The following is a 21,875-nucleotide window of genomic DNA, read 5'->3' as shown; positions in this document are numbered from 1 at the left end:
GTATTTGCAAGCCTAGCCTTCAGGTTGTGCAAAGCGCTACCGGTCTAAGGTGATGGCCAACAGTTCCGAGACTGGTTGTACGTCGAAGATCACTACTGCGGTATTCGCCGTGCTCTGGAAGTCGATGCGCTAGGCTAGACTTACAATATGGCGGCTGGAACGAGAAGGCCAATATCGATATTGTCCAGAACCTGTATGCCCTGCTCGATGAACTGGCTCCAGCCGCCGGGTTTGAGGTCATCAATCAGAAGAACGGCCAGCCGGTCAGCGCTTACGCAGAGCTGATCACCTATGTGACCCATCGCCATGGCCATGACCGTCGCTATGCGGCCATGCGCGCAAGATTGAACGAGAGCTGGGCTGTAAGCCTGCGAAAACCTTTGAGACCGTGATTCGTAGGACGGTGGAATGGTATCTGGCCAATCAGAAATGAGTAAGTGGCGTCATGGATGCAAGTTACCGTGACTGGATCGTGCAACAGTATGAGGTCAGCGACGCATGAAGATTCTGCTGCTGGGCAAGAATGGGCAGGTTGGTTGGGAACTGCAGCGCGCTCTGGCGCCGCTGGGCGAGGTGATCGCGCTGGATCGTCAGGGTGCCGATGGCCTGTGCGGTGATCTGGCCGATCTGGAACGCCTGGCCGCCACAGTTCGTGCGCTGGCGCCTGATGTGATCGTCAACGCAGCTGCCTATACGGCCGTGGACAAGGCCGAGAGCGAGCCGGACCTGGCGATGTTGATCAACGGCGAAGCTCCCGGCGTCCTGGCCAGAGAAGCGGCGACGCTGGGCGCATGGCTGATTCACTACTCGACTGATTATGTGTTTGATGGAAGCGGCGAACAGCAGTGGCACGAAGACGCGGCTACCGGCCCATTGTCGGTCTACGGCCGCAGCAAGCTGATGGGCGAGCAGGCCATTCAGGCCAGCGGCGCCAAGGCATTGGTATTGCGCACCAGTTGGGTGTACGCGGCGCGTGGTCACAATTTTGCCAAGACCATGCTGCGCCTGGCCACCGAACGCGACTCGTTGAACGTGGTAGCGGACCAGTACGGCGCCCCCACCGGTGCCGAACTGATCGCCGACGTCACTGCGCAGATTCTGCATCGAGTACGCGCTGATCAAAACCCGGCAGCATTGGCAGGTATCTATCACCTGGCTGCTGCCGGTGAGACGTCATGGCACGGCTTTGCACAGTTCGTTCTGGAACACGCCGCACGTAATGGCGTGGCATTGAAGGTAGCGCCCGACCAGATCGGCGCCATCCCCACTGAAGCGTATCCAGTGCCGGCACCGCGCCCGCGCAATTCGCGGCTGGCTTTGGCTAAACTCGAAACTGTTTTTCAATTGAAGATGCCGTCTTGGCAACAAGGCGCACAACGCATGCTGGACGAAATCCAGCGCTAAGGACTCTCATGGCTCGTAAAGGAATCATTCTGGCTGGTGGATCGGGTACCCGTTTGCACCCGGCCACGCTCTCTGTCTCCAAACAGCTGTTGCCGGTGTACGACAAGCCGATGATCTACTACCCGCTGTGCACGCTCTTGCTGGCCGGGATCCGCGACATTCTGATCATCTCCACACCGCAGGACACGCCGCGTTTCTCGCAGTTGCTGGGTGACGGCAGCCAGTGGGGCCTGAACCTCAGCTATGCAGTTCAGCCTAGCCCGGATGGCCTGGCTCAGGCGTTCACCATCGGCTCAGACTTCATCGGCAACGATGCATCGGCACTGGTACTGGGCGACAACATTTTCTACGGCCACGACTTCCAGTCGCTGCTGCTCAATGCCAGCAACCGTGAGTCGGGCGCCTCGGTCTTCGCATATCACGTGCAGGACCCCGAGCGTTATGGCGTAGCCGAATTTGATGACTGCGGCCGAGTGCTGTCGCTGGAAGAGAAGCCCAAGGTTGCCAAGTCGAATTACGCCGTCACCGGCTTGTACTTCTACGACAATCAGGTGGTCGATCTGGCCCGCCAGTTGAAGCCCTCCCCACGCGGCGAGCTGGAGATCACCGATCTCAACACGCTGTACCTGGAGCAGAAACAGCTGCACGTAGAGATCATGGGCCGTGGCTATGCCTGGCTGGACACCGGGACGCATGACAGCCTGCTCGAAGCCGGCCAGTACATCGCCACGCTGGAAAGGCGCCAGGGCTTGAAGGTCGCCTGCCCGGAAGAGATCTGCTATCGCGCGGGCTGGATTGATGGTGCGCAGCTTGAAAAGCTTGCACAGCCGTTGATCAAGAATGGCTACGGCCAGTATTTGAAGAACGTGCTGAAGGAAAAGGTCTTCTGACCTGAATCTGGCGGTTCGAGATGCCAGATCGATAAAGGGCGCGATGCCGTTTTTAACGGTATCGCGCCCTTTCGCTGTTTAGCGCTGCTGACAGGAGTTACATCTGGATGTCAGTTGACTTCAAGCACCATCTTGAGCAGTTTTTTCTCACCTACAACGATAGGTTCGGCCTTCTTGACAACCAGTTGGTTATCACCTGTGACACCGAAGTTACCAACGATCTCGTTTACGCAAAGCTCAGTCGTGTCGAAGAAGCAAAGCGCCGTAAATTCGCCTTTGCCCTTTGTCGTTGCCAGAAAGTCATCTCTGAGGACTCCGCCACGAAACGCAGCGCCATAGACCGGCAAATCAGGCTGCAGATGCTTGGTTTCGAATACAGCGGGCCAGACATCCCAGAAAGCACCAGCAATGACCTCGGCTTTTTCTTCCACAGCCACATTGGCCACGGCACTGGAATTGGAGCGCCATGGTGCACCAACCAGCTCTTTATAAGTCGCAGTGAAACCACCCAGAGGAAAAAATACACAGTACACCAGTGCAAGCCCCGGGATGAGCAGTGCGTACTTGTACCGACCCAGCATGAGTGTACGGGTGATGACAAAACCGAACACACTGGCGATGATGAGTTCGCTGGTCAGGAAATAACGTATGTTATGTAGGTTCATTTGAACCCATAGTGTGTTGGCCAACAGTACAACGATGGCAAACGCTACGCACAACACGCCGCTTAATTCAAGAAACTTTTTCTCTGCCGATATCTGATAACAAACGAATGTGATAGCGAGGAACAGCAGAAATGCGCCAAGTTTAAGATTCTGATAAATGACGTGCAGGGCATCAATGACGGCCTGAAGCGATATCAAAAGACCTAGTTCGGTAGGTGCCACGCCATAGGTCTGGCTATGATAGCGCGCGATCAGAACCGCCAGGCAATTGATGACAAAAAAGGAAAGGTATCGTTTCCAGGAAGGCCACCTCAAGACGCCAAGCAGAAAGATCGCGGGGATCGCGTAGGTCAGTAACGCATAGTTAGTGGCGTAAGCGACACTGCACACAAACAACGCAATGGCAGCAATCACAGGCTTTGGTAGTTTTGAGTAGGTCAGTGCGTAAGCGAAGGCCAGCATGACCAGCGATGTACCGAACGTATTGTGCTGAACATAGAAATTGAAATGAGCGTATTGGCTCAGGCAAGCCAGCAATATGACGTTGGTAATTGCAATTGCGACCAACAGAAACTTCGGGCTTCTGTTGAAGAAGATCAATATGCCCAACGGGGACAGATACGCGAACAGGCTTCGAAAAAAAACCTGCACCCTCAAATTGGTCTCCACATCTGTAAATGGCGAGGCCAGTGCGGGTATGAAATTCAGCAGGCGGTCCTGGCCCCAGAAATACCAGGTCAACTTCTGGGTCGACATCAGCGAGGTCAGGATCCCATCGCCATCCTGAAAGCCGGCTAACGCCTGGGTAAGCGGGAATATCGCACCCGCAATTACACCAGACATCACTATAAGCAGGACACCTAGCAGCAGCTTGCGACGCTCATCACTATCACTGGTCGAAGTGCCTGTCATACGCTTTTCGCACCATGCTGACGGTTACCACAGCTCAAACAAACGTCATCCTTGATGCCTTTTGCGCTCGGCTGATCTACTTTGATCAGCGAGAATTCACATTGGCATTTCTCGCATTTCATTATCACGTTGTTCACCGCAGGAGAAATCTTGGTGAAATGACTGATTGCCGTCAGCCTGAGCAAATTAGCGATGCCGCGGAAGATTTCCAGTGGAGGAATCTTCGATACACCAGCATTGCGCTCATGGAAGTGGATCGGACGTTCGGATAGTTTCAGGCCATGTCGATAAGCCTGAACAATCACCGCGAGGAAGAATGAGTAGCCGCCCACGACCAGTGTATCGAAGTCGATTGCATTCAACCGGCTGACGCGAAACGCGCGAAAAGAGGTAGTAAACTCGGTCAGCTTGATGCCAAGCAACAGCCTGGCGGCTTTGTTTGCTGCCTGACTGACACGCAGACGATATCCGGTGTAATCGCACTTTCCGCCTTCAGCGTAACGAGAGCCGATGACCAGATCTGTCGTGGCATCCAGAGCACCAATCAGCTTCGGGATGTCGGCGGGATCGTGGGAGTGGTCGCCATCCATGGTGACCAGAATGTCGTATGAATGAAAAATCGCATACTTCCATGCCAGAAGGTGGGCAGTACCCAACCCCAGTTTTCCTGGACGCACGATCACTCTCAGGCTTGGCCTGGCCAAGGTGGCCAGAATATCGAGGGTGCCGTCCTTGCTGCTGTCATCGACCACGAGGATGTCCGCATCGGGTGCGGCAGCGGTGATCCGCTCAATCATGGACGTTACGTTGCCTGCCTCGTTATAGGTGGCAAAAAAAATCAATTTTTTCATTATTTTTGCTTAATTCTGTTCAATTGGCTTGGGTTTTGGAGACAGCATTTTCCAAACGAAGTTATAGGACATGAAATAATTCCAGAGCGAACCCACCACGATGCCACACAGCGCGGAAATCATAGGCATCTGTATCCGGTCGTAGACCTCTCCAGAAATCAACAAGCTCAAACCCAGCCCAAGAGAAGTGATCGTCAGATAGATCAAATACCCGGCAATGATTCGCTTGCCGGCCAGGCTTGTCTCACGATAGGTCGACTTGTTGTTCATCAGATAGTTGAAGCTGGCAGCAACGATCATCGCGCCCGCGTTGGCGTACCGGAAGCTGTCCGTCGAGGTCAGCATGAGTGTTTTGAGAACACTCATGTGTACCAGAACGCCAAGTGATCCAACGATCAGGAATGAGATGAGTGATAAGGGAAATATCCCTCGGGTAAGTCTGTAAGCGAGGTTGGCGATTCTTCGTATTAAATTAGGTATCACGCTGTTCACTACCGTATTGAAGGTTTTGACGCTGACAAACGCTGATTAACGCGCAGAAATCGCCCAAAAAATAGGCCGGAATGATAGGGTTTTTAGGCCTATCTAGCAAGTAACACGGCGTTACAACCAGACCAAACGACAACACACGCCACCTCGTACAAGGTCCCGATGAACGCCTACGAGTAAGCACCACGACCTAAATCTCACACCGCTTTCAGGCCACAGGACTGCTCCTGCAGCACATGATCAGAGCTTGAGCCAAGAAGGGCGCGTCAAAAAGCGTACTTTTCTATCTCGCCAATGAGCTGTTGCGCGCTACCTTTCCAGGTAAGCCAAGGCATCTCGCCAGACTGTGGGTGTTGCTTCTGCTCGAAAAGAATCAGCCACTCAGTCAGGCTATCGGCGACGTCCTGCGCAATCGCGCCATTGAAATACCAGGCAAACTCACCCGCCACCTCGCGAAATACAGGCAAGTCTCTTGCAATGATCGGCAGTTTGTATTGCGCTGCTTCAATCAATGGCAGACCAAAGCCTTCACCGTAGGAAGCTGCTATCAGGCAATCGGAATGGTTATAGAGATGCTCGAGATACTCGTCACTTACCCCATCCAGCCACAGCAATTGCTTGCCCAGTTGCTCATGGCTCATCAGCCGCGCCGCCAGATCATCCACCAGCCAGCCGTGCTTGCCAACGATGATCAGATTCGCCTTGACACCTGACGCCCACAGCAGCTCGAACGCGTCCAGCGTCTGCGCATGCCCCTTACGGGGTTCAAGTGTGCCTACCATGAGAAAGTTCGGGAACGGCTCAAGCGACTCGATGCGAAGAGCAGGATTTTCCGGAAAGCCGGTGGACGGCATTGAGTGGTCGATATCTGCGCCTAGATGAAAAGCACCTATGCGGAAAGGGCGAGTACGCGGGGGAGCATTGTGCTCCAGCCACTGGCGCATTTCGTCTGCAACCGCATGAGATATACACATCGCGCCATCGTACTGGGCAACTGCGTGAATCCACTTCACGTAATGCGCCTGCAGACTGTCAACAAAACAGTGCGGCAGTTGAAGAATCAGAAGATCGTAGACAACGAAGAAGATGTTGACCCCATGGGCCTGCATCGTATCCAGATAAGTCTGCTTATGTGGCAGAACATCCATCAACAGATCGAGGCAAAGGTAGGTATCACCCGCACGGTAGCTGATGACTTCGTCCTCTTCTGCTTCACTGGCCTCCTTACCCAGAAACAACGTCGTGAACTGCGCTGCATACCGGTAAAAAGGCTCACCTGCCTTCGTATAAATCGGCTTGACAACATAGCCCTCAGGAGCGTGGTTCAGCCATTCGGCCAGGATGCTGCGTACAACTCGCTGTATTCCGCTCTTGCCGTCATGTTTGCACAATTCCGAGATATCAACGAACAGCGTTGGTTTATCTGCAGGGCCCTGCAAAGAAAAATCAATGGCTTTGGCAAGGCGCGGGATATCCAGATCTCCAGAGCCCAAGTGCCCTGTTGCGGCCAATGCGTCAACCAGAGCCAATGCACTATCTTTTTCCGGAGATATTCTGTTCGCCGAACGTCTGAAATTGGCCAGAGCCTGTTCGAATGCCTGGACCGAGGCAATGCCAGTGCGATCCCATGAGAACTTCTCGGCACGCTGCAGACCATGGCTGACAAGGGTATTTCGGAACGAGTCATCGTTGAGTACGGTACGGATTTTCTCGGCAATCGCCTTAACGTCGAACGGATCAAACGTCGCGTCATGCCAACCGATGACCTCTGGCACGCTAGAGGTATTGGCACCTATTACCGGCGCACCACACTTCATCGCCTCGAGCGGTGGCAAACCAAAACCTTCATGCCAAGAAGGAAATACGTACACCTGACATGAACTATATAATGCCACCAGCTCAGCGTCAGTGACATAGCCTGTTAGCACGACATCATTTGGACCCAGGCCAAGCTCTTCGGCGAGTGCCAGATAAGTGTTTACATGGAAATCCGGCATTTTTCCCGCAAAGACTAACTGAATGTCGCTCTGCTCCGTCTTGATCATTGAAAACGCTCTGATCAATTGTGGCAGGTTCTTGCGCTCGTCAGCTCCGCCGGAATAAAGCACGAACCTCTCTCGCAGTCCGAACTTTTTTTCAAGATCAGCGCGTTCATCAATACTCAAGGTAACCGGTTGAAAAACATCGTCTGCGGCTGTCGATACATTGACGATCTTAGAGTTATCAAGCGGCAGCAGAGACAGCGCCTCTTCCTTCGCAAACTCCGAAATAGAAAGCAGAAGACCGTAGTGTTTGAAGTCCTCAACCTTGTTCAGATAATGCTTTTTGTAGACGGGATTATTGTCTAAGTATTTCTCCGGACTAACAAAGGGGATCAGATCATACAGTGTCGAGCTGACCAACGATGTCGTGTCCAGGAGAGGGCTGCCAATGACCGCATCGTCGCCATACCCTTCGACCGCGCTAGTGACATGCACTACATCCGGCTTCAAGTCGCTGATGCAGGCTTGCCGAATACGCTGCGCCACATCCCTCCTGACAACATTGGCCGGATCCATATCAGATACCGGCCCTTGGGCATACCATACACGTATATGACTCTGCGGCAGCAAGCCGACAAACGCTGCGCGGATGCTTTCAATACTTTCGCTAAGCATGCCGTTGAGGACCAGATAAACCTCGTGATCACCACGATTGCGCACAATGCCCATCGCCAGAGAAAGACTATAACGACCAATACCGCGGAACCGGCTTTCTGTTTGTGCGCCCTGCATGTCAATTACGATGCGCATTATTCTTGCCCTCTAATCATAGCTTCCCTGAGGGCATTCTCGATGGTGCGGCCTCGCTGGGTCAGTGGTGCGTGATCAATCACGCCGTGCGGTGGATCGCTGATAATGGTTTCAGGTGCCGGGTTCACAGTCGCCTGATGCATTCCGCTCAGCTTGGCGTGAAGCCAAGGACTCGACTTCAAAACCGCAAGGACTGGACGTTCGATTGCTGGTCTACGTGCCAGCCACAGCCGCGCGTGTGGAACGGTGCGACGTAATGCCTGGCCGAGCGTAGGACGACTGCGGCGGAACGGCCAGTAAATGCAGCGCGCGATGAACCGCAGCGGTGCAGTGAGGCGCCAGGACGTGCTCCGGTGCACCGCATTCAACTGCTGCTCATAGGCTGTAGCGCGCAACCACCAGTGATGTGCATTGCCCAGCGACGCATTCAAACGTGCATTCAAATCGTCAAGTTGCGCTTGCGCCTGAGCCTGAGCCTGCTCTGCCTGTCCATCAGTTAAAGAATCCCGAGTCAGGAGTTCAATCCTGGTCTGGAGCTGCCCTATGGTGGCCAAGGCTTCATCAATACGATCCTCTGCCTGCTTTACATGATGGAGCGTGTCTTCCTGCAACAACTGCACAGTGTGGTAGCGCGACTCCGCAAGATCAGCGCGCAAGCCAGTCTCTCGTAACTGCGCGTCCATGTACGTATGATTTTCTTGAAATTGGGTATTCATACGTTCGTGAAGCGCTTGCAGTTGAGCTTCCATTCGTGCGTAATTTATATCAGTACGCCCTCCAAGCTCATGAACGACAACTTCCAATTGCTTGCTGTGCTGCACGGCATGTTCGGTGTCGTGCTTGGCTTGCTCGCTATAAGTCGTTAGCTGTTTTAAAAGAGCTTCCAGGTTCTGATTGCGCTGTTCAATCTCCTGCAGTCGACTCAAGGCCTGCTCATCATATCGCTTGGCAAGCGTATTGAGCGGAAGGCCATAGTCCGCTGAAAACGCACTATCAAAACATTCGAGCTGTTCATCTGACGCCGTTTTTTGAGCGACAATCGCATAATCAGGGCTAGCCCCCCCCAGAACGTCCATCAGATCGACGGGACCGCCCTCTGCCAATACCGTAGGTTCATGAAGGCGCATCAGCTTCGAACGACTAAACCCAGAGAACTCGATCAGAAAATCCAGTAACAAGTGCGGAATCGGGCGTTCATGGGTCGGATCAAGATAGAAATGTTGCGTGCCCACTACCAGATTTTCTGCGTTGGGCGTCTCCAGAATCAATAGTCCTGCCGGCTTCAAAACTCGCAATGCTTCTGCAACCAGGACTTTCAGATCCTTGAAGGGTATGTGCTCTGCAATATGAAAACCTGAAACAAGAGCTTGGCTTTCGTCAGGCATCTTTTTTAGCGCACTGAGTGCATCATCAAGTTCAACGGGCAAACCGCGCTCGATACAGGCGTCGAGCATGCCATTATCCATATCTATACCGAGCGGAGCGAAGCCTGTCTGAATCAAGATTTCGAGCCATTCTCCGCGACCACAGCCAAGATCCAGAGCCTTGGACGCTGGATACAGTCTTTCGAGAGGCTGAATGAACGGAAAGAATGCCTGTTGCCGCTCGCGAATCAACTCACGGGAACCACGATGGCGGTCTTCAAAGGCGCGATAGAAAGGAAGGGTCATCGATTGCACTCCACAACAGGCGGCAGCCAAGCCAGTCCTACAAACTCGCTTTGCGAGATATTGACTACGTTAAACACAAGCGTCAGGTCCACCCATTCATAGTTGCGTGATAAATGACTGTCTGTTGTATGGAGCGCTACCGCAATCGAGTAAGAGCCCGGACCGAGGTTGGCCGTAAAGCTGAACACGTAGTCCAGCGACTCGCCCGCCTGTAGATCAACAACCTTGCACCCCATGTGGTGAGTGTTGGTGCCATACACCGGCTGCCCAAGTCGGTCCTTGACCAGGTAACCCACCACCAACTCGGGGATAGCGCTATTCACTTGAGCGTTAATACGCAATGAAACCGGCTCACCAACAGACACATATTCAATGCGTTCGCCCGCAGCGTTATGCAAAGTAACGGGGCCTATTGTGGCCTCGCCGCTACCTGACCGCGTCTGCACAACGCCCTCCTCCAGCTCTCGAGTCTGTACGGTGGCGTTTTCCTTTTCAGCGATCAAGGCATTGTAAAAGTCCATGACCTCTTCGGGCTTGCCATCTTTGATGACGGTGCCTTTTTCAAGAAGGATCGCTCGATCACACAATGCCTGAATGGACCCACGGTCGTGCGACACGATCAACAGGGTTGTGCCTTGCTTTTGAAACTCGCGTATGCGGTCAAAGCTCTTGTGCTGAAAATAACTGTCGCCTACCGATAAGGCCTCATCGACAATAAGAATCTCAGGCCTAATGGCAGTAGCTACGGCAAATGCCACACGCATCTGCATACCACTCGAATAGGTGCGCACCGGCTCATCAAAATAACTTCCTATCTCGGCAAACGCTTCGATCTCCTTGATAACTGTATCTATCTGGTCGGCATTGAAGCCCATCAGGCCCGCGGCATGATACACATTCTGGCGGCCGGTCAGATCAGGTGTAAAACCCATTCCCAACTCAAGAATTGCAGCGATGCGTCCATTTACCTGCACGCTGCCTTCAGTCGGCTGCAGGGTGCCAGTTATCATTTTCAACAGTGTTGACTTGCCCGCGCCGTTCTGACCGACAATGCCAATAGCCTCACCCGGATGGATAGAAAAGCTTATATGTTTGAGAACCCAATGTTCCTCTTTGGGCTTGGTGCTCAGCCCAAACCAGCGAGCGATGCGCTGAAACTCAGAGGCATAGACGCGATAGGCCTTTCCCAGATTACTGACACTTAGCAGGCTCATAGTACATCCACCATTTCCGGCGCCGCCCGGCGAAACATGAAGAGACCCAACAGCATTAACCCAGCAGCGACAACGGCGATGACGGCCATACTTTGCAGATCAGGCGCTCGCGCATAAACCAGAACATCGTGATAGGCACTGACGATCGGGAACATGGGATTGATGCCCATGACACTCTTGAATTGTTCAGGGATGATGTTGAGCGGGTAGACAATCGGGGTAAACCAGAACCATACCTGCAGCAGAATGGGAATGACCTGGCCAACGTCGCGTATGAATACGTTCAAGACGCCCAGAATCAACCCCAGCCCTACGGCCAGCGCAGTAATCACGATAGTCAGCGGGATCAGCCACAACATTTGCCAGTGCGGCCATTGCCCCAACGCAGCGAAGACCAGCAGAATGGCTGCAAACAACAGTACGTAATTGAGCAGGCATGAACCCGCGACAATCACCGGCAGTGTGATGCGCGGAAAGCGCATCTTCTTCATCAGGTTGCCCTGGTCGATGAACAGTGTCAGGCAACGACCGATGATCTCTGAAAAATAGCTCCAGGCCAGCATACCGGCCATCAGGTAGACCGCGTAGGCATACTTGTTGTCGATGCCGGGTAGTTTGGCAGCCAGAACGTTGGAGAGAACCAGCGCGTAGATCGCAACCTGTGCCAGCGGGTTGATGATCATCCACAGGCCACCCAGGCGGCTACGGGAGAATCGTGCGGAAAACTCATTGCGTATAGATGAAAAGACGAATCCCCGGTAACCCCAAAGGCTTCTGAACAGCTCCAACATTGATGACTCCTGAAAAGGGTGAAGTCGTGCTTACCCTGAGTGTTTCCGTTTCGCGCAACGTCACTCAAGGTCTTGGTCGAGGCTCGCCCCGTGAGAGGCTTACGAAGCCGCGATACGTAAAAAGCAGAAAAGGTTTCTGGGGGCGCACTATATCGCCTTCGCTGGAATAGTCACCGTCTAGTCTACAAATCCCCGCTTTATAGTTGAATTGTTCATGAAGCCCAGCCGGGTCTAACGGTGGAAAACATCGAAAAATCAGCTATTTTCTGGCAAGCCAGCGCCCGTTTGAAAAATGACGGAGATTGAAGACTCCCAATGATGCCTCATGGCCATAGCGATTGCACCGCCAGACACTCGGGATCGCGGATCACTCACTCTTGAAAGCTAAGGATCTATGGGTGAAACAGTCGTATATAGGGTTTCTAACCTGTATCATTGCACACCAGACATACAGTACAAGCCTCGAGAATAATCCGGGGCCCCGTTCTTCGATGGAGTTAAAAGACATAGCATGAAAGCAATCATTACCGGCATTACTGGTCAAGACGGCGCTTACCTGGCTGAGCTGCTGCTCGAAAAAGGCTATACCGTTTACGGCACCTATCGCCGTACCAGCTCCGTCAATTTCTGGCGTATAGAAGAGCTCGGGATCCAGAACAACCCTAATCTGCATCTCGTCGAGTATGACCTGACTGACCTGTCTGCCAGCATTCGCTTGCTGCAAACCACGGGCGCTACCGAGGTCTACAACCTCGCTGCACAAAGCTTCGTGGGCGTTTCGTTCGAACAGCCGTTGACCACTGCCGAAATCACCGGCATCGGCGCAGTCAACCTGCTGGAAGCCATTCGCATCGTCAACACGAAGATTCGTTTCTACCAGGCTTCGACTTCCGAGATGTTCGGCAAGGTCCAGGAAATCCCGCAAGTAGAGAGCACTCCGTTCTACCCGCGCAGCCCGTACGGCGTTGCCAAGCTCTACGCTCACTGGATGACCATCAACTACCGTGAGTCGTACGACATCTTCGCCACCAGCGGCATCCTGTTCAACCACGAGTCGCCACTGCGTGGCCGTGAGTTCGTAACCCGCAAGATCACCGATTCGGTTGCCAAGATCAAACTGGGCCTGATCGAGTCGTTCGAACTGGGCAACATGGACGCCAAGCGCGACTGGGGTTTTGCCAAGGAATACGTCGAAGGTATGTGGCGCATGCTGCAGGCTGATGAGCCGGACACCTTTGTCCTGGCCACCAACCGCACCGAAACCGTACGCGACTTCGTGAGCATGGCGTTCAAGGCCACTGGCGTGACCATCAAGTGGGAAGGCGAAGCCGAGTCGGAAAAAGGCATTTGCGCAGACACTGGCAAGGTACTGGTTTCGGTCAATCCGAAGTTCTACCGCCCAACCGAAGTCGAGCTGCTGATCGGTAACCCTGCAAAAGCCAAGGAAGTCCTGGGCTGGGAGCCTAAGACCAATCTGGAAGAGCTGTGCCGCATGATGGTCGAAGCGGATCTGCGTCGTAATGAAAAAGGCTTTTCGTTCTGATGAGTATTGCTGGCAAGCGCGCACTGATCACCGGAATCAACGGCTTTACAGGCCGTTTCATGGCGAACGAGCTTGCCGCCCAGGGCTGTGAAGTCCTTGGCGTCGGCAGTCAGCCTTCGGACAGTCCCGGCTATTACCAGGTGGATCTGGCAGACGTGGCAGGTCTTCGCAAGCTGCTGGCAGACACTCAGCCGGATATCGTCGTGCACCTCGCAGCATTGGCGTTCGTGGGGCACGGGGCAGCGGATGCTTTCTATCAGGTCAACCTGATCGGCACCCGTAACCTGCTCGAGGCGATCGATGCCTGCGGCAAGGTGCCTGACTGTGTGTTGCTGGCAAGCAGCGCCAATGTCTACGGCAATGCTTCCTCCGGCATGCTGGATGAAACGACTCCGCCCGCACCGGCCAACGACTATGCCGTGAGCAAACTGGCGATGGAATACATGGCGAGCCTCTGGCACGCCAGGTTGCCCATCGTCATCGCCAGGCCGTTCAACTACACCGGCGTCGGGCAGGCAGAAAACTTTCTGCTGCCCAAGATCGTTTCGCACTTCGCACGCAAGGCCAGCACCATCGAGCTGGGCAACCTTGACGTGTGGCGTGATTTCAGTGACGTACGCGCCGTTGTCAGCGCCTATCGCGGTCTGCTGGAAGTCTGCCCGGTCGGGCAGACGATCAACGTCAGCTCCGGCGTGACCCACTCGCTGCGCGAAGTGATCGACATGTGCCGGGACATCACGGGTCAGGATATCGACGTTCAGGTGAACCCTGCGTTTGTCCGGGCCAATGAGGTCAAGACCTTGTGCGGCAACAACGCTCGCCTGCGCGCGTTGGTCCACGACTGGGAGACCCCGCCGCTTCGGGAAACCCTGAGCTGGATGTTGCCCTCCGCTTGATTGGTTGGCAGTTACAAAATAAGGCCTGTCTACCTGGTAGACAGGCCTTTCCTTTTTAAACACCCTTAAAGCCCGTGGTGAACGACTCAGCACGCATGGCTGAATCAGGCAGACGATGATCAAGGTTCTTCACTTCTTCAAAACCTACTACCCGGACACCACTGGCGGGATAGAGCAGGTCATTTTCCAGCTCGCTCAGGGCTGCCGTGCGTTCGATGTAGAAAGCCAGGTGCTGACGCTTAGCCCATCCCCCTCACCCACCCGCCTGCAGGTCGCCGACCATCAGGTCACGCGCGTGAAGGAAAACTTCAATCTGGCGTCCACGGGCTTTTCTGCCAAGGTCTTCAGTCAATTCAGGGAAATGGCCGCAGAAGCCGATCTGGTTCATTTTCATTTCCCCTGGCCGCTGATGGATCTGGTGCATTTCGCCACCCGTCATGGCCGGCCAACGGTGCTCAGTTATCACTCGGACATCATCAAGCAGCGCACGCTGCTGAAGCTGTACAGCCCGTTGATGAACCAGTTTCTCCAACGCATGGACCGCATTCTGGTGGCCTCGCCCAATTACCTGCAGACCAGCGAGACCCTGAAGCCCTTCGCTGACAAGACCGTGGTCGTGCCCTACGGGCTGGATCAGTCGGCCTATCCGGTGGTTCCGGCGCAGAAGCGATCAGAATGGCAGCAGCGCGTGCCGGGCAAGTTCTTTCTGTTCGTCGGCGTGCTGCGCTATTACAAAGGTCTGCACACACTGCTCAGCGCCCTGGAGGGCGTTGATTACCCGGTGGTGATCCTCGGTGGCGGGCCTCAGGAGGCTGAACTCAAGGAGCAGGCCGAAAAACTGCAACTGCGCAACGTGCTGTTTCTCGGTCGACTGGATGATGAGGACAAGGCGTGCCTGCTGCAGATGTGTTACGCCCTGGTCTTCCCTTCCCATCTACGCTCGGAAGCGTTCGGCATCTCGCTGCTTGAAGCCTCGATGTACGGCAAGCCGATGATCTCCTGCGAGATCGGCACCGGCACGACCTACGTGAATATCGACGAAGAAACCGGCCTGGCAGTACCACCGGAAAATCCGCTGGCTTTGCGCGAAGCGATGCGCCGCTTGTGGGAAGCCCCGGAGCAAGCGGCCCGCTTCGGCGAGAACGCGCTGGCACGTTTCCACAAGCTGTTCACCGCCGAAAGGATGTGCGCGTCGACTGTGCAGGTCTATCACGACCTGCTGAAATGAATGTCGTCTCTCGATGAATAAAAAAAGCCCCATCACTGGGGCTTTTTACTGACCACTTGACGTATCACCCCAACCGAAACCGCGCCGTATTGTCATTCAACGCCCGACTGCCCTGACTCAAGGTATCCGCCGCCTGATTGACCGCACGGGCGCCTTCCAGCAAACGCCCTGCGGCCTGATCGACCTGCTGGATGTTGCTGCTCACTTCATCAGCGGTCGTTGCCTGTTCTTCCACGGCGGTCGATATCTGCGCCAGCGTATCGGTGACACCCTGCACTGCCGTGGCGATTTCGCCCAGGCGGATGCCCAGGCCGGTTACCGACTGCGCATCGTTGACGGCTTGCCCGCAGGCCGCTTCCATCAGGTTGACCGCCTGCGTCACGGTGGAGCGCAAGCTGTCGACCGTGCCGGCGATCTGAGCGGTCGAGGCCTGGGTACGCTGGGACAGGCTGCGCACTTCATCGGCAACCACGGCGAACCCGCGCCCTTGCTCGCCGGCGCGTGCCGCCTCGATGGCTGCGTTGAGGGCCAGCAGGTTGGTCTGTTCGGCGATGCCGCGAATGGCATCCACCACCGATTGAATCTGCTGGCCCTGCTCGCTGACCCGGCCCAGCGCGGCAGCAGTCTCGGTCAGCCGCTGATTGAGCTGCTGAATGCTGTCGGTGGTGCGCTGGCTGTCCTGGCTGCTTTGCTGAGCAATCTGGCGCGTCTGCCGGGCGCTTTCCGATGCTTGCTCACAGCTTCTCGCCACGCCTTGGGAAGTGGCAGCCAGCTCGGTGGCTGCGGCGGCGATCTGACTGATCTGTTGTTGCTGGTCCTCGACTTCGGTGAGCGTCCCGCTGGACTGAGCACTCAGCGTCAGCACGGCGTCGCCGACGCGAACGGTTTCCTGATTGACACCCAGCAGGCTGGTACGCAGCTGCACTACCGCGACGTTCAGCGCGCGGCTGATGGCAGCCAGCTCGTCACGGCCCTGCACAGCCACTTCCACACACAGATTGCCGTCACGCAGGGATTCAGCCAGCGTGGTGATGCCTCTGGCGCTGTTGCGAATCGAGGATTGCAGACAGGCGAACAGATAGATCGCCATGATCACCAGAACACAGAAGACCACCGCCATCGGGATGAACTCCGTGTTGGAGTTCTCGTGGTAGTAATCGAGGCGTCCATTGAGCGCGTCAAGCGATTGCCTGCGCAAATCCGCCGTGCTGCTGGTCAGCGTGTCGATGCTCTTTTCGAACTCTTCCGGTTTGAGCTTGATGCTGCCGCCGAAAACACCTTCGTCAATGACCTTCAGCTGTGCTTCCAGCACTTGCATCACCGCAGCGTACTTGTCGGCCCACGGCTGCAACTGCTCAGGGAGTTTGGATAGCAGCAGGCCGGCAGCCTTTTGCATCTGGTCCTTGGAATCATCGATGCGGCCACGCAGGTCGCGCATTTGCAGGCGGCTCTGCAGGCTGAACTGCCCCGATGCCACCGACGTCTGCCCCACACTCGACAGACGACCGATACGCTCGATCAGGTCCGGCACTTGCTGGGTGGAAAGCTGCATCAGCATGTAGGTTTCAAGCCAGGGGTCGAGAATCAAACCGCTGTCCATCGCGATCTGCTCACGCAGCGCCTGGACCAGATTCAGCACCGTGGTGAAGCGGTCGTAGCCATCAGGCCACCAGCCCACCGTGCGCAATGATGCCGTGTCCAGACCGGTGACCGCAGCTTGAAGCGCCTTGAAACGGTTCATGGTGTCGGCAGGAGCTTTCTCTTCAACCAATACGGCCTGAACGCCCTGCAGCGCGTTGGCAATTCGAGGTATCCCTGCATCGACGCTGGCCATCGCCGCCTTCGCCGCCGGGGTTGGCTCGCGCAGAATGTCGGCCGCTTTCCAGCGTGCGGCATGATCGCGCTGGGCGGACAACTCGATGTTCAGATCGTCGAGGGCCAGCAGTTGACGCACGCCGGATTGCTCCCCGGATATGACATCGAGCTTGTTGCTGTATTCCTTGGTGATGACCCATGCGCTGCCCGCCAGCGGCAACATGAACAGCAGGAACAAGACCTGAAACTTGCGAGCAAAACCAAAATGTCCCATCAGGCGCATGCCTGGTGACAAAAGACTGTTCATGTCCTGCGACTCCCGGTGAACACCTGCCAGATCTGCACAAACAGAGGCGATGCCTTTTGTTGGAAAAACACTAACAGCAAAATGCCATGTTCTTGTTTCAATGGCGATACACATCGCCTCAGATTGGTACGCAAAGTGTCGCCATTCATTGTTTTTGGCGTCAAAAAGCTTCTCAAACGAGCTATCAGGCACATGCAAGCAAGAAGCGGACCGCTCAGCAGACAAGAAGAAGTGCTTTACGGCAGCCATTTATTCATCCCGCAAAAAGGTCAGAAAAAGTAAACTGGCCAACGACAATCAATCACTACGCAGCAGTGCTCCCCCATCAAGGAGGTCTTCATGACCACCCCACCCGCCTCGCCACGCATCGTCACGCAACCGTCCAAGCCGCATTTGAGCGCCGGTCAGAAGAAATTCAACACGCTGATGGAAAAGCTCGAAACCAGGCGCAAGCTTTTGCAGCAGTGGCTCGCGATTTCAGCAACCTGCGAAAAGCTGTGGATCGAAGAGTTGGTTCCGATGCTCCGTGAGCAGGCAGCGAACGAGATGAACAAGCTGCGCTTGCTTGACGTGGCTTTCGATCAGTTCCGCCTGGCCAAAAAAGACAGACATACGGTGCTCGAGATTATCTGCGTCCTGACCATGTCACTCATGGGCGGCGAACACGATGAAGAACTGAAGCAGCTCTACCTCAAATACACCGGCAACGACTACGACGAGGAGGAGCGCCTGCAAAACCAGCAGTTCAAAGCATCACTGGAAGAAAATCTGGGCGTGGAACTGGACGACGATGTCGACCTGGACTCCCTCGAGGACGTGACTCGGCATATTGAAGAGAAGCTCAAAGAGCAGGCCGAGCAGGCGCAAGGCGCACAGAAGCCGAAAAAGCCGACGGCCAGCGAACTGCGTCGTGAGCAGGAAGAGGCTGAAGGCAGCCAGTCCTTGCGCGAAATCTACCGCAAGCTGGCCAGCGCACTGCACCCGGACCGCGAGCAGGACGCCGATGAGCGCGATCGCAAGACAGCGCTCATGCAAAGGGTCAACGAAGCGTACGAAGGTGATGACTTGCTGGCGCTACTGAAGATGCAAATGGAGATCGAGCAAATCGACCAGAGCCACATCGACAGCATCTCCGACAAGCGCCTCAAGCATTTCAACCGGATCCTGAGCGAACAACTCAGAGAGCTGGAGGACGAGATCCACGACCGCAAGATGCTGATCCGTGAACGCTTCCTGATGGACCCGTACGAGGACCTCAAACCCAAGACCGCCAACACAAAGTGTGCCAGGCAGGTCAAAGCCATACGGGAGCACCTCGACGAGGAACAGGACGAACTGCAGGCACTGACCACCCCGAAAAGCCTTAAAGCCTGGCTCAGGGAGCGAAGGGAGATGGCCGAGATGCTGGAGAGGGCAGAAGAATTCGATGACCTGGAGATGCTCGACACCCTGTTCCGGTAAGCGCCCGGAACGACGTACCGACGAGGGCTGCCACCTAACCGGTTGATCGCACGCAATTATTTTTCACAACAACGCTTGACACATATGCGTTCTCCGAGAATAATGCGCGCCACTTGGCTACATAGCTCAGTTGGTTAGAGCATAGCATTCATAATGCTGGGGTCCGGGGTTCAAGTCCCTGTGTAGCCACCAAGTACCGATTCACAGTTTTCTTCTGATCACTGTGAATCAACAAGAAGCCCGCCTCGTGCGGGCTTTCTTGTTTCTGGCCTTCCCGTTTTGTCACACCTCTTATGCCTCCCAGCCCCCCCCTGCGTGTGCTAAAAGCACGCCTCCGGGATTTCAGGACGTCGTCGGGAGACGGGTTTCCCTGGCAAGCGCCAACCAGGCCTCGGCCGCAGGTGACAAGTGCGCGTTTTTGCGCCACGCCAACACCATATGCCAATCGGTATCCGGCTCGTTCAGCGCAACCAGTCGAATCCCGTCGTGATAATGCTTCTGCGCCAGCATCCTCGGCAAGAACGCGACACCCAGCCCTGCCGAGACCAGATCCACAATAAAGTCGACCTGACCGCTGCGTGCAGTCACTTTGGGCGTCACGCCCTTGCGGTCGCAGGCCAGTTTGATCATGGTGTTCAGTGCAAACCCGGCCTCGAAGAGGATAAACGGCGTTTCGGCCAGGTCTTCAATAACGACCCGCTTGCGCTTTGCCAACGGGTGGTTCTCTGCCATGACCACCACCACTGGCTCGATACGCACATCCTGGTAATCGAACTCTTCACTGAACGAGTTCATCTTCAACAGTGCAGCCAGCTCTACTTCTCCCGAAGCCAGGCACTCATGCAGTTTGCTCGCGCCGTGTTCGATGAGCTGAATATCGATATCCGGATAGCGGGCGCGGTATTGAGTGAACATGGCGGCGAAAAGCGCACCGCTGCCGACGGGGGGCAGACCGATGCGCAGCACGCCACCCTTCAAACCGCGCAGCTCGTTGAGCTCGGTCAGCAGATCGTTGCGTTCTGCCAACAGGATGAGAGCACGGCGGTAGACGATTTCGCCGGCGGCGGTCAGTTCGCTGCGGTGGCCAATGCGGCTCAACAGCGGCGTGCCCAATTCGTCTTCAAGGGTCTTGACGGCTTTGCTGACGGTGGACTGGGTAAGCGATACCACGTCAGCGGCCTGGGAGAAGCTACCCTGACGTACCACTTCGACAAAAGTGCGTAATGTTCGAAGGTTCACGAGTATTCGATTTCCGACTGAATTCAAGTTGTATTAGTTGTTTTGATCATAGTCGGTTTTTCCGTAATCTGAACCTGCCGCTCCCCCTTGGCGGCCTCGCTTCGTAGATTTATTCGCTCAGGAAAACGTCATGATTATTTCTTCGGCATCCGATTACCGTGCAGCGGCCAAACGCAAACTCCCGCGTTTTCTGTTTGATTACATTGACGGCGGTGCGTATGCAGAGCACACGCTGCGTGCCAACGGTTCGGACCTGGCCGATATCAGCTTGCGCCAGCGGGTCCTGAAAAATGTCGATAACGTGAGTCTTGAAACCAGACTGTTTGGCGAATCCCTGGCGATGCCGATTATCCTCAGCCCCGTAGGCCTGAGCGGAATGTATGCGCGCCGCGGTGAAGTGCAGGCAGCCAGGGCCGCGGCGAACAAGCGGATTCCATTCTGTCTGTCGACGGTGTCGGTGTGTTCGATTGAAGAGGTAGCGTCGCAGAGCGATCAAGCGATCTGGTTTCAGCTCTACGTGCTCAAAGACCGTGGCTTTATGAAAAACGCTCTGGAGCGTGCCAAGGCGGCGGGCGTCACGACGCTGGTCTTTACCGTCGACATGCCAACGCCCGGCGCGCGTTATCGTGATGCGCACTCGGGCATGTCAGGGCCTTATGCCGCGCCTCGACGCATTCTGCAAGCCATGACCAAGCCGGACTGGGCACTGAATGTCGGCCTGCTCGGTCGCCCCCATGATCTGGGCAATATCTCCAGATACCTGGGCAAGGCCACCACCCTGGAAGATTATGTGGGCTGGCTGGCGAACAACTTCGACCCGTCCATCAGCTGGAAGGATCTGGAGTGGATTCGTGAGTTCTGGCAAGGCCCGATGATCATCAAGGGCATTCTCGATCCGCAGGATGCCAGAGATGCGCTGAGTTTTGGCGCGGACGGCATTGTCGTATCCAACCACGGCGGACGTCAGCTGGATGGCGTGCTGTCCACCGCCAAGGCTTTGCCGCCGATTGTTCAGGCGGTCGGCAGTGACCTGACAGTGCTGGCCGACTCCGGCATTCGCTCGGGTCTTGATGTGGTGCGCATGCTCGCCCTCGGTGCCAAAGGCGTGTTGCTCGGACGCTCGATGGCCTATGCGCTGGGCGCCGATGGGCAGCGTGGCGTCGAGAATATGCTGGATATTTTTGCCAGGGAAATGCATGTGGCGATGACGTTGACCGGGGTGACATCGATTGAGCAGATCGACGAAAGCATTCTGGTTAAAGCAGTTGCTTGAAGGCCGGGGCTGGACTGAATCGTTATCCGGGTCGGCCTTTCGACGAACTGCATTTTTCACTCTGAATGCCTGGTCTATGCTCGAAAGTGATGGCTCAAGAAGAGCCAGCATTTCTCATGAAGGAGCAAAGCATGCGTAAACTCGTACTCTCAATGACTGCCGCCCTCTTCCTGACGGGTGCTGTAGCGCCCGTCGCCCTTGCAGAGAGTGAGCTGGAAAAGGGTGTCCGACACGATAACCGTGAACTGGATAAAGGCGTCGATCATGACGCCAAGGAAGTGGACAAGGGCGTGAAGCACGACGCTGACGAGGTCGACAAAGGTGCGAAGCATGACGACAAGGAACGTCACAAGGCTGACAAGCACATCGATAAAGAGGTTAAAAAGGATCTCTGACCAAAAAGCCTGCCATTCAGCAGGCTTTTTCATGGACGAG

At 55.3% G+C, this 21,875-nt stretch carries 17 protein-coding genes, 1 tRNA gene and 1 pseudogene; 10 read left to right on the top strand and 9 right to left on the bottom strand.

All coding sequences use genetic code 11. From position 1 onward, the window contains the following. Positions 1–30: 30 nt before the first annotated feature. The 3 genes and pseudogenes from KBY08_RS07330 to rfbA all read left to right on the top strand — a co-directional run. Positions 31–502, top strand: a pseudogene (locus KBY08_RS07330) (GDP-mannose 4,6-dehydratase); the annotation flags it as partial. Next, positions 499–1,404: a dTDP-4-dehydrorhamnose reductase gene (gene rfbD, locus KBY08_RS07325; RefSeq protein ID WP_111522458.1), complete on the top strand. Its 906-nt coding sequence runs from the start codon at positions 499–501 to the stop codon at positions 1,402–1,404. The pseudogene KBY08_RS07330 and the gene rfbD, both read left to right, overlap by 4 nt. A gap of 8 nt (positions 1,405–1,412) precedes the next feature. Continuing rightward, positions 1,413–2,294, top strand: coding sequence for a glucose-1-phosphate thymidylyltransferase RfbA (gene rfbA / locus KBY08_RS07320; protein WP_111522457.1), 882 nt, complete (start codon positions 1,413–1,415; stop codon positions 2,292–2,294). Positions 2,295–2,404: 110 nt separating this feature from the next. Here the strand turns inward: rfbA and KBY08_RS07315 are convergent, their stop codons facing one another. The 7 genes from KBY08_RS07315 to KBY08_RS07285 all read right to left on the bottom strand — a co-directional run bounded on the left by KBY08_RS07315 (position 2,405) and on the right by KBY08_RS07285 (position 11,678). Beyond that, entirely contained in the window at positions 2,405–3,871 is a 1,467-nt protein-coding gene (locus KBY08_RS07315) for a hypothetical protein (RefSeq protein ID WP_111522456.1), read from the bottom strand. Beyond that, positions 3,868–4,722 carry a polyprenol monophosphomannose synthase gene (locus KBY08_RS07310; protein WP_111522455.1) on the bottom strand — a complete coding sequence of 285 codons (855 nt, stop codon included), beginning with the start codon at positions 4,720–4,722 and terminating at the stop codon, positions 3,868–3,870. Before KBY08_RS07310 ends, KBY08_RS07315 begins: the two co-directional genes overlap by 4 nt. A 9-nt stretch (positions 4,723–4,731) precedes the next feature. Continuing rightward, complete coding sequence (locus KBY08_RS07305; protein WP_225651098.1) at positions 4,732–5,205, bottom strand: GtrA family protein; 474 nt, start codon at positions 5,203–5,205, stop codon at positions 4,732–4,734. Between the two features lie 272 nt (positions 5,206–5,477). Next, entirely contained in the window at positions 5,478–8,003 is a 2,526-nt protein-coding gene (locus tag KBY08_RS07300) for a glycosyltransferase family 4 protein (RefSeq protein ID WP_111522454.1), read from the bottom strand. Further along, entirely contained in the window at positions 8,003–9,673 is a 1,671-nt protein-coding gene (locus tag KBY08_RS07295; RefSeq protein ID WP_103359609.1) for a class I SAM-dependent methyltransferase, read from the bottom strand. The genes KBY08_RS07300 and KBY08_RS07295 overlap by 1 nt, the downstream gene beginning before the upstream one ends. Further along, complete coding sequence (locus KBY08_RS07290) at positions 9,670–10,887, bottom strand: ABC transporter ATP-binding protein (RefSeq protein WP_103359608.1); 1,218 nt, start codon at positions 10,885–10,887, stop codon at positions 9,670–9,672. Before KBY08_RS07290 ends, KBY08_RS07295 begins: the two co-directional genes overlap by 4 nt. Beyond that, positions 10,884–11,678 carry an ABC transporter permease gene (locus tag KBY08_RS07285; RefSeq protein ID WP_004419153.1) on the bottom strand — a complete coding sequence of 265 codons (795 nt, stop codon included), beginning with the start codon at positions 11,676–11,678 and terminating at the stop codon, positions 10,884–10,886. Before KBY08_RS07285 ends, KBY08_RS07290 begins: the two co-directional genes overlap by 4 nt. A 511-nt stretch (positions 11,679–12,189) precedes the next feature. On the opposite strand from KBY08_RS07285, the gene gmd reads away from it, so the two are divergent. From gmd to KBY08_RS07270, 3 genes are all read left to right on the top strand, one after another. Then, on the top strand, positions 12,190–13,221 hold the full coding sequence (gene gmd / locus KBY08_RS07280; RefSeq protein WP_032613409.1) for a GDP-mannose 4,6-dehydratase: 1,032 nt from the start codon (positions 12,190–12,192) through the stop codon (positions 13,219–13,221). Further along, positions 13,221–14,117 carry a GDP-mannose 4,6-dehydratase gene (locus KBY08_RS07275; RefSeq protein ID WP_011266714.1) on the top strand — a complete coding sequence of 299 codons (897 nt, stop codon included), beginning with the start codon at positions 13,221–13,223 and terminating at the stop codon, positions 14,115–14,117. The genes gmd and KBY08_RS07275 overlap by 1 nt, the downstream gene beginning before the upstream one ends. A gap of 115 nt (positions 14,118–14,232) precedes the next feature. Further along, complete coding sequence (locus KBY08_RS07270; protein ID WP_011266713.1) at positions 14,233–15,345, top strand: glycosyltransferase family 4 protein; 1,113 nt, start codon at positions 14,233–14,235, stop codon at positions 15,343–15,345. Between the two features lie 64 nt (positions 15,346–15,409). On the opposite strand, the gene KBY08_RS26710 is transcribed toward KBY08_RS07270, so the two are convergent. Further along, positions 15,410–16,435, bottom strand: coding sequence for a methyl-accepting chemotaxis protein (locus tag KBY08_RS26710; protein ID WP_373686960.1), 1,026 nt, complete (start codon positions 16,433–16,435; stop codon positions 15,410–15,412). Positions 16,436–17,806: 1,371 nt separating this feature from the next. Between KBY08_RS26710 and KBY08_RS07260 the strand changes: the two genes are divergently transcribed. Further along, entirely contained in the window at positions 17,807–18,928 is a 1,122-nt protein-coding gene (locus KBY08_RS07260; protein ID WP_024641307.1) for a J domain-containing protein, read from the top strand. Positions 18,929–19,043: 115 nt separating this feature from the next. Further along, positions 19,044–19,120 (top strand) — tRNA-Met (locus tag KBY08_RS07255). Between the two features lie 150 nt (positions 19,121–19,270). Here the strand turns inward: KBY08_RS07255 and KBY08_RS07250 are convergent. Next, on the bottom strand, positions 19,271–20,167 hold the full coding sequence (locus KBY08_RS07250; protein ID WP_103359607.1) for a LysR family transcriptional regulator: 897 nt from the start codon (positions 20,165–20,167) through the stop codon (positions 19,271–19,273). Between the two features lie 130 nt (positions 20,168–20,297). On the opposite strand from KBY08_RS07250, the gene lldD reads away from it, so the two are divergent. Next, on the top strand, positions 20,298–21,440 hold the full coding sequence (gene lldD, locus KBY08_RS07245) for an FMN-dependent L-lactate dehydrogenase LldD (protein ID WP_103359606.1): 1,143 nt from the start codon (positions 20,298–20,300) through the stop codon (positions 21,438–21,440). Positions 21,441–21,571: 131 nt separating this feature from the next. After that, positions 21,572–21,835 (top strand): hypothetical protein, encoded by a 264-nt coding sequence (locus KBY08_RS07240; RefSeq protein ID WP_024640176.1) that lies wholly within the window; start codon positions 21,572–21,574, stop codon positions 21,833–21,835. The last annotated feature ends 40 nt before the right edge of the window (positions 21,836–21,875 follow it).

This window comes from Pseudomonas sp. P135, from assembly GCF_020312125.1.
Classification (GTDB): domain Bacteria; phylum Pseudomonadota; class Gammaproteobacteria; order Pseudomonadales; family Pseudomonadaceae; genus Aquipseudomonas; species Aquipseudomonas fragariae.
This window is presented reverse-complemented; position numbering and strand designations above follow the sequence as displayed.

What these genes read in the sequence shown, in the direction of transcription:
- KBY08_RS07240 (WP_024640176.1), top strand. Translation starts at nt 21,572, where the DNA reads ATGCGTAAACTCGTACTCTCAATGACTGCCGCCCTCTTCCTGACGGGT.
- rfbA (WP_111522457.1), top strand. Translation starts at nt 1,413, where the DNA reads ATGGCTCGTAAAGGAATCATTCTGGCTGGTGGATCGGGTACCCGTTTG.
- lldD (WP_103359606.1), top strand. Translation starts at nt 20,298, where the DNA reads ATGATTATTTCTTCGGCATCCGATTACCGTGCAGCGGCCAAACGCAAA.
- KBY08_RS07315 (WP_111522456.1), bottom strand. Translation starts at nt 3,871, where the DNA reads ATGACAGGCACTTCGACCAGTGATAGTGATGAGCGTCGCAAGCTGCTG.
- KBY08_RS07270 (WP_011266713.1), top strand. Translation starts at nt 14,233, where the DNA reads ATGATCAAGGTTCTTCACTTCTTCAAAACCTACTACCCGGACACCACT.
- gmd (WP_032613409.1), top strand. Translation starts at nt 12,190, where the DNA reads ATGAAAGCAATCATTACCGGCATTACTGGTCAAGACGGCGCTTACCTG.
- KBY08_RS26710 (WP_373686960.1), bottom strand. Translation starts at nt 16,435, where the DNA reads ATGGCGATCTATCTGTTCGCCTGTCTGCAATCCTCGATTCGCAACAGC.
- rfbD (WP_111522458.1), top strand. Translation starts at nt 499, where the DNA reads ATGAAGATTCTGCTGCTGGGCAAGAATGGGCAGGTTGGTTGGGAACTG.
- KBY08_RS07295 (WP_103359609.1), bottom strand. Translation starts at nt 9,673, where the DNA reads ATGACCCTTCCTTTCTATCGCGCCTTTGAAGACCGCCATCGTGGTTCC.
- KBY08_RS07290 (WP_103359608.1), bottom strand. Translation starts at nt 10,887, where the DNA reads ATGAGCCTGCTAAGTGTCAGTAATCTGGGAAAGGCCTATCGCGTCTAT.
- KBY08_RS07275 (WP_011266714.1), top strand. Translation starts at nt 13,221, where the DNA reads ATGAGTATTGCTGGCAAGCGCGCACTGATCACCGGAATCAACGGCTTT.
- KBY08_RS07310 (WP_111522455.1), bottom strand. Translation starts at nt 4,722, where the DNA reads ATGAAAAAATTGATTTTTTTTGCCACCTATAACGAGGCAGGCAACGTA.
- KBY08_RS07285 (WP_004419153.1), bottom strand. Translation starts at nt 11,678, where the DNA reads ATGTTGGAGCTGTTCAGAAGCCTTTGGGGTTACCGGGGATTCGTCTTT.
- KBY08_RS07260 (WP_024641307.1), top strand. Translation starts at nt 17,807, where the DNA reads ATGACCACCCCACCCGCCTCGCCACGCATCGTCACGCAACCGTCCAAG.
- KBY08_RS07300 (WP_111522454.1), bottom strand. Translation starts at nt 8,003, where the DNA reads ATGCGCATCGTAATTGACATGCAGGGCGCACAAACAGAAAGCCGGTTC.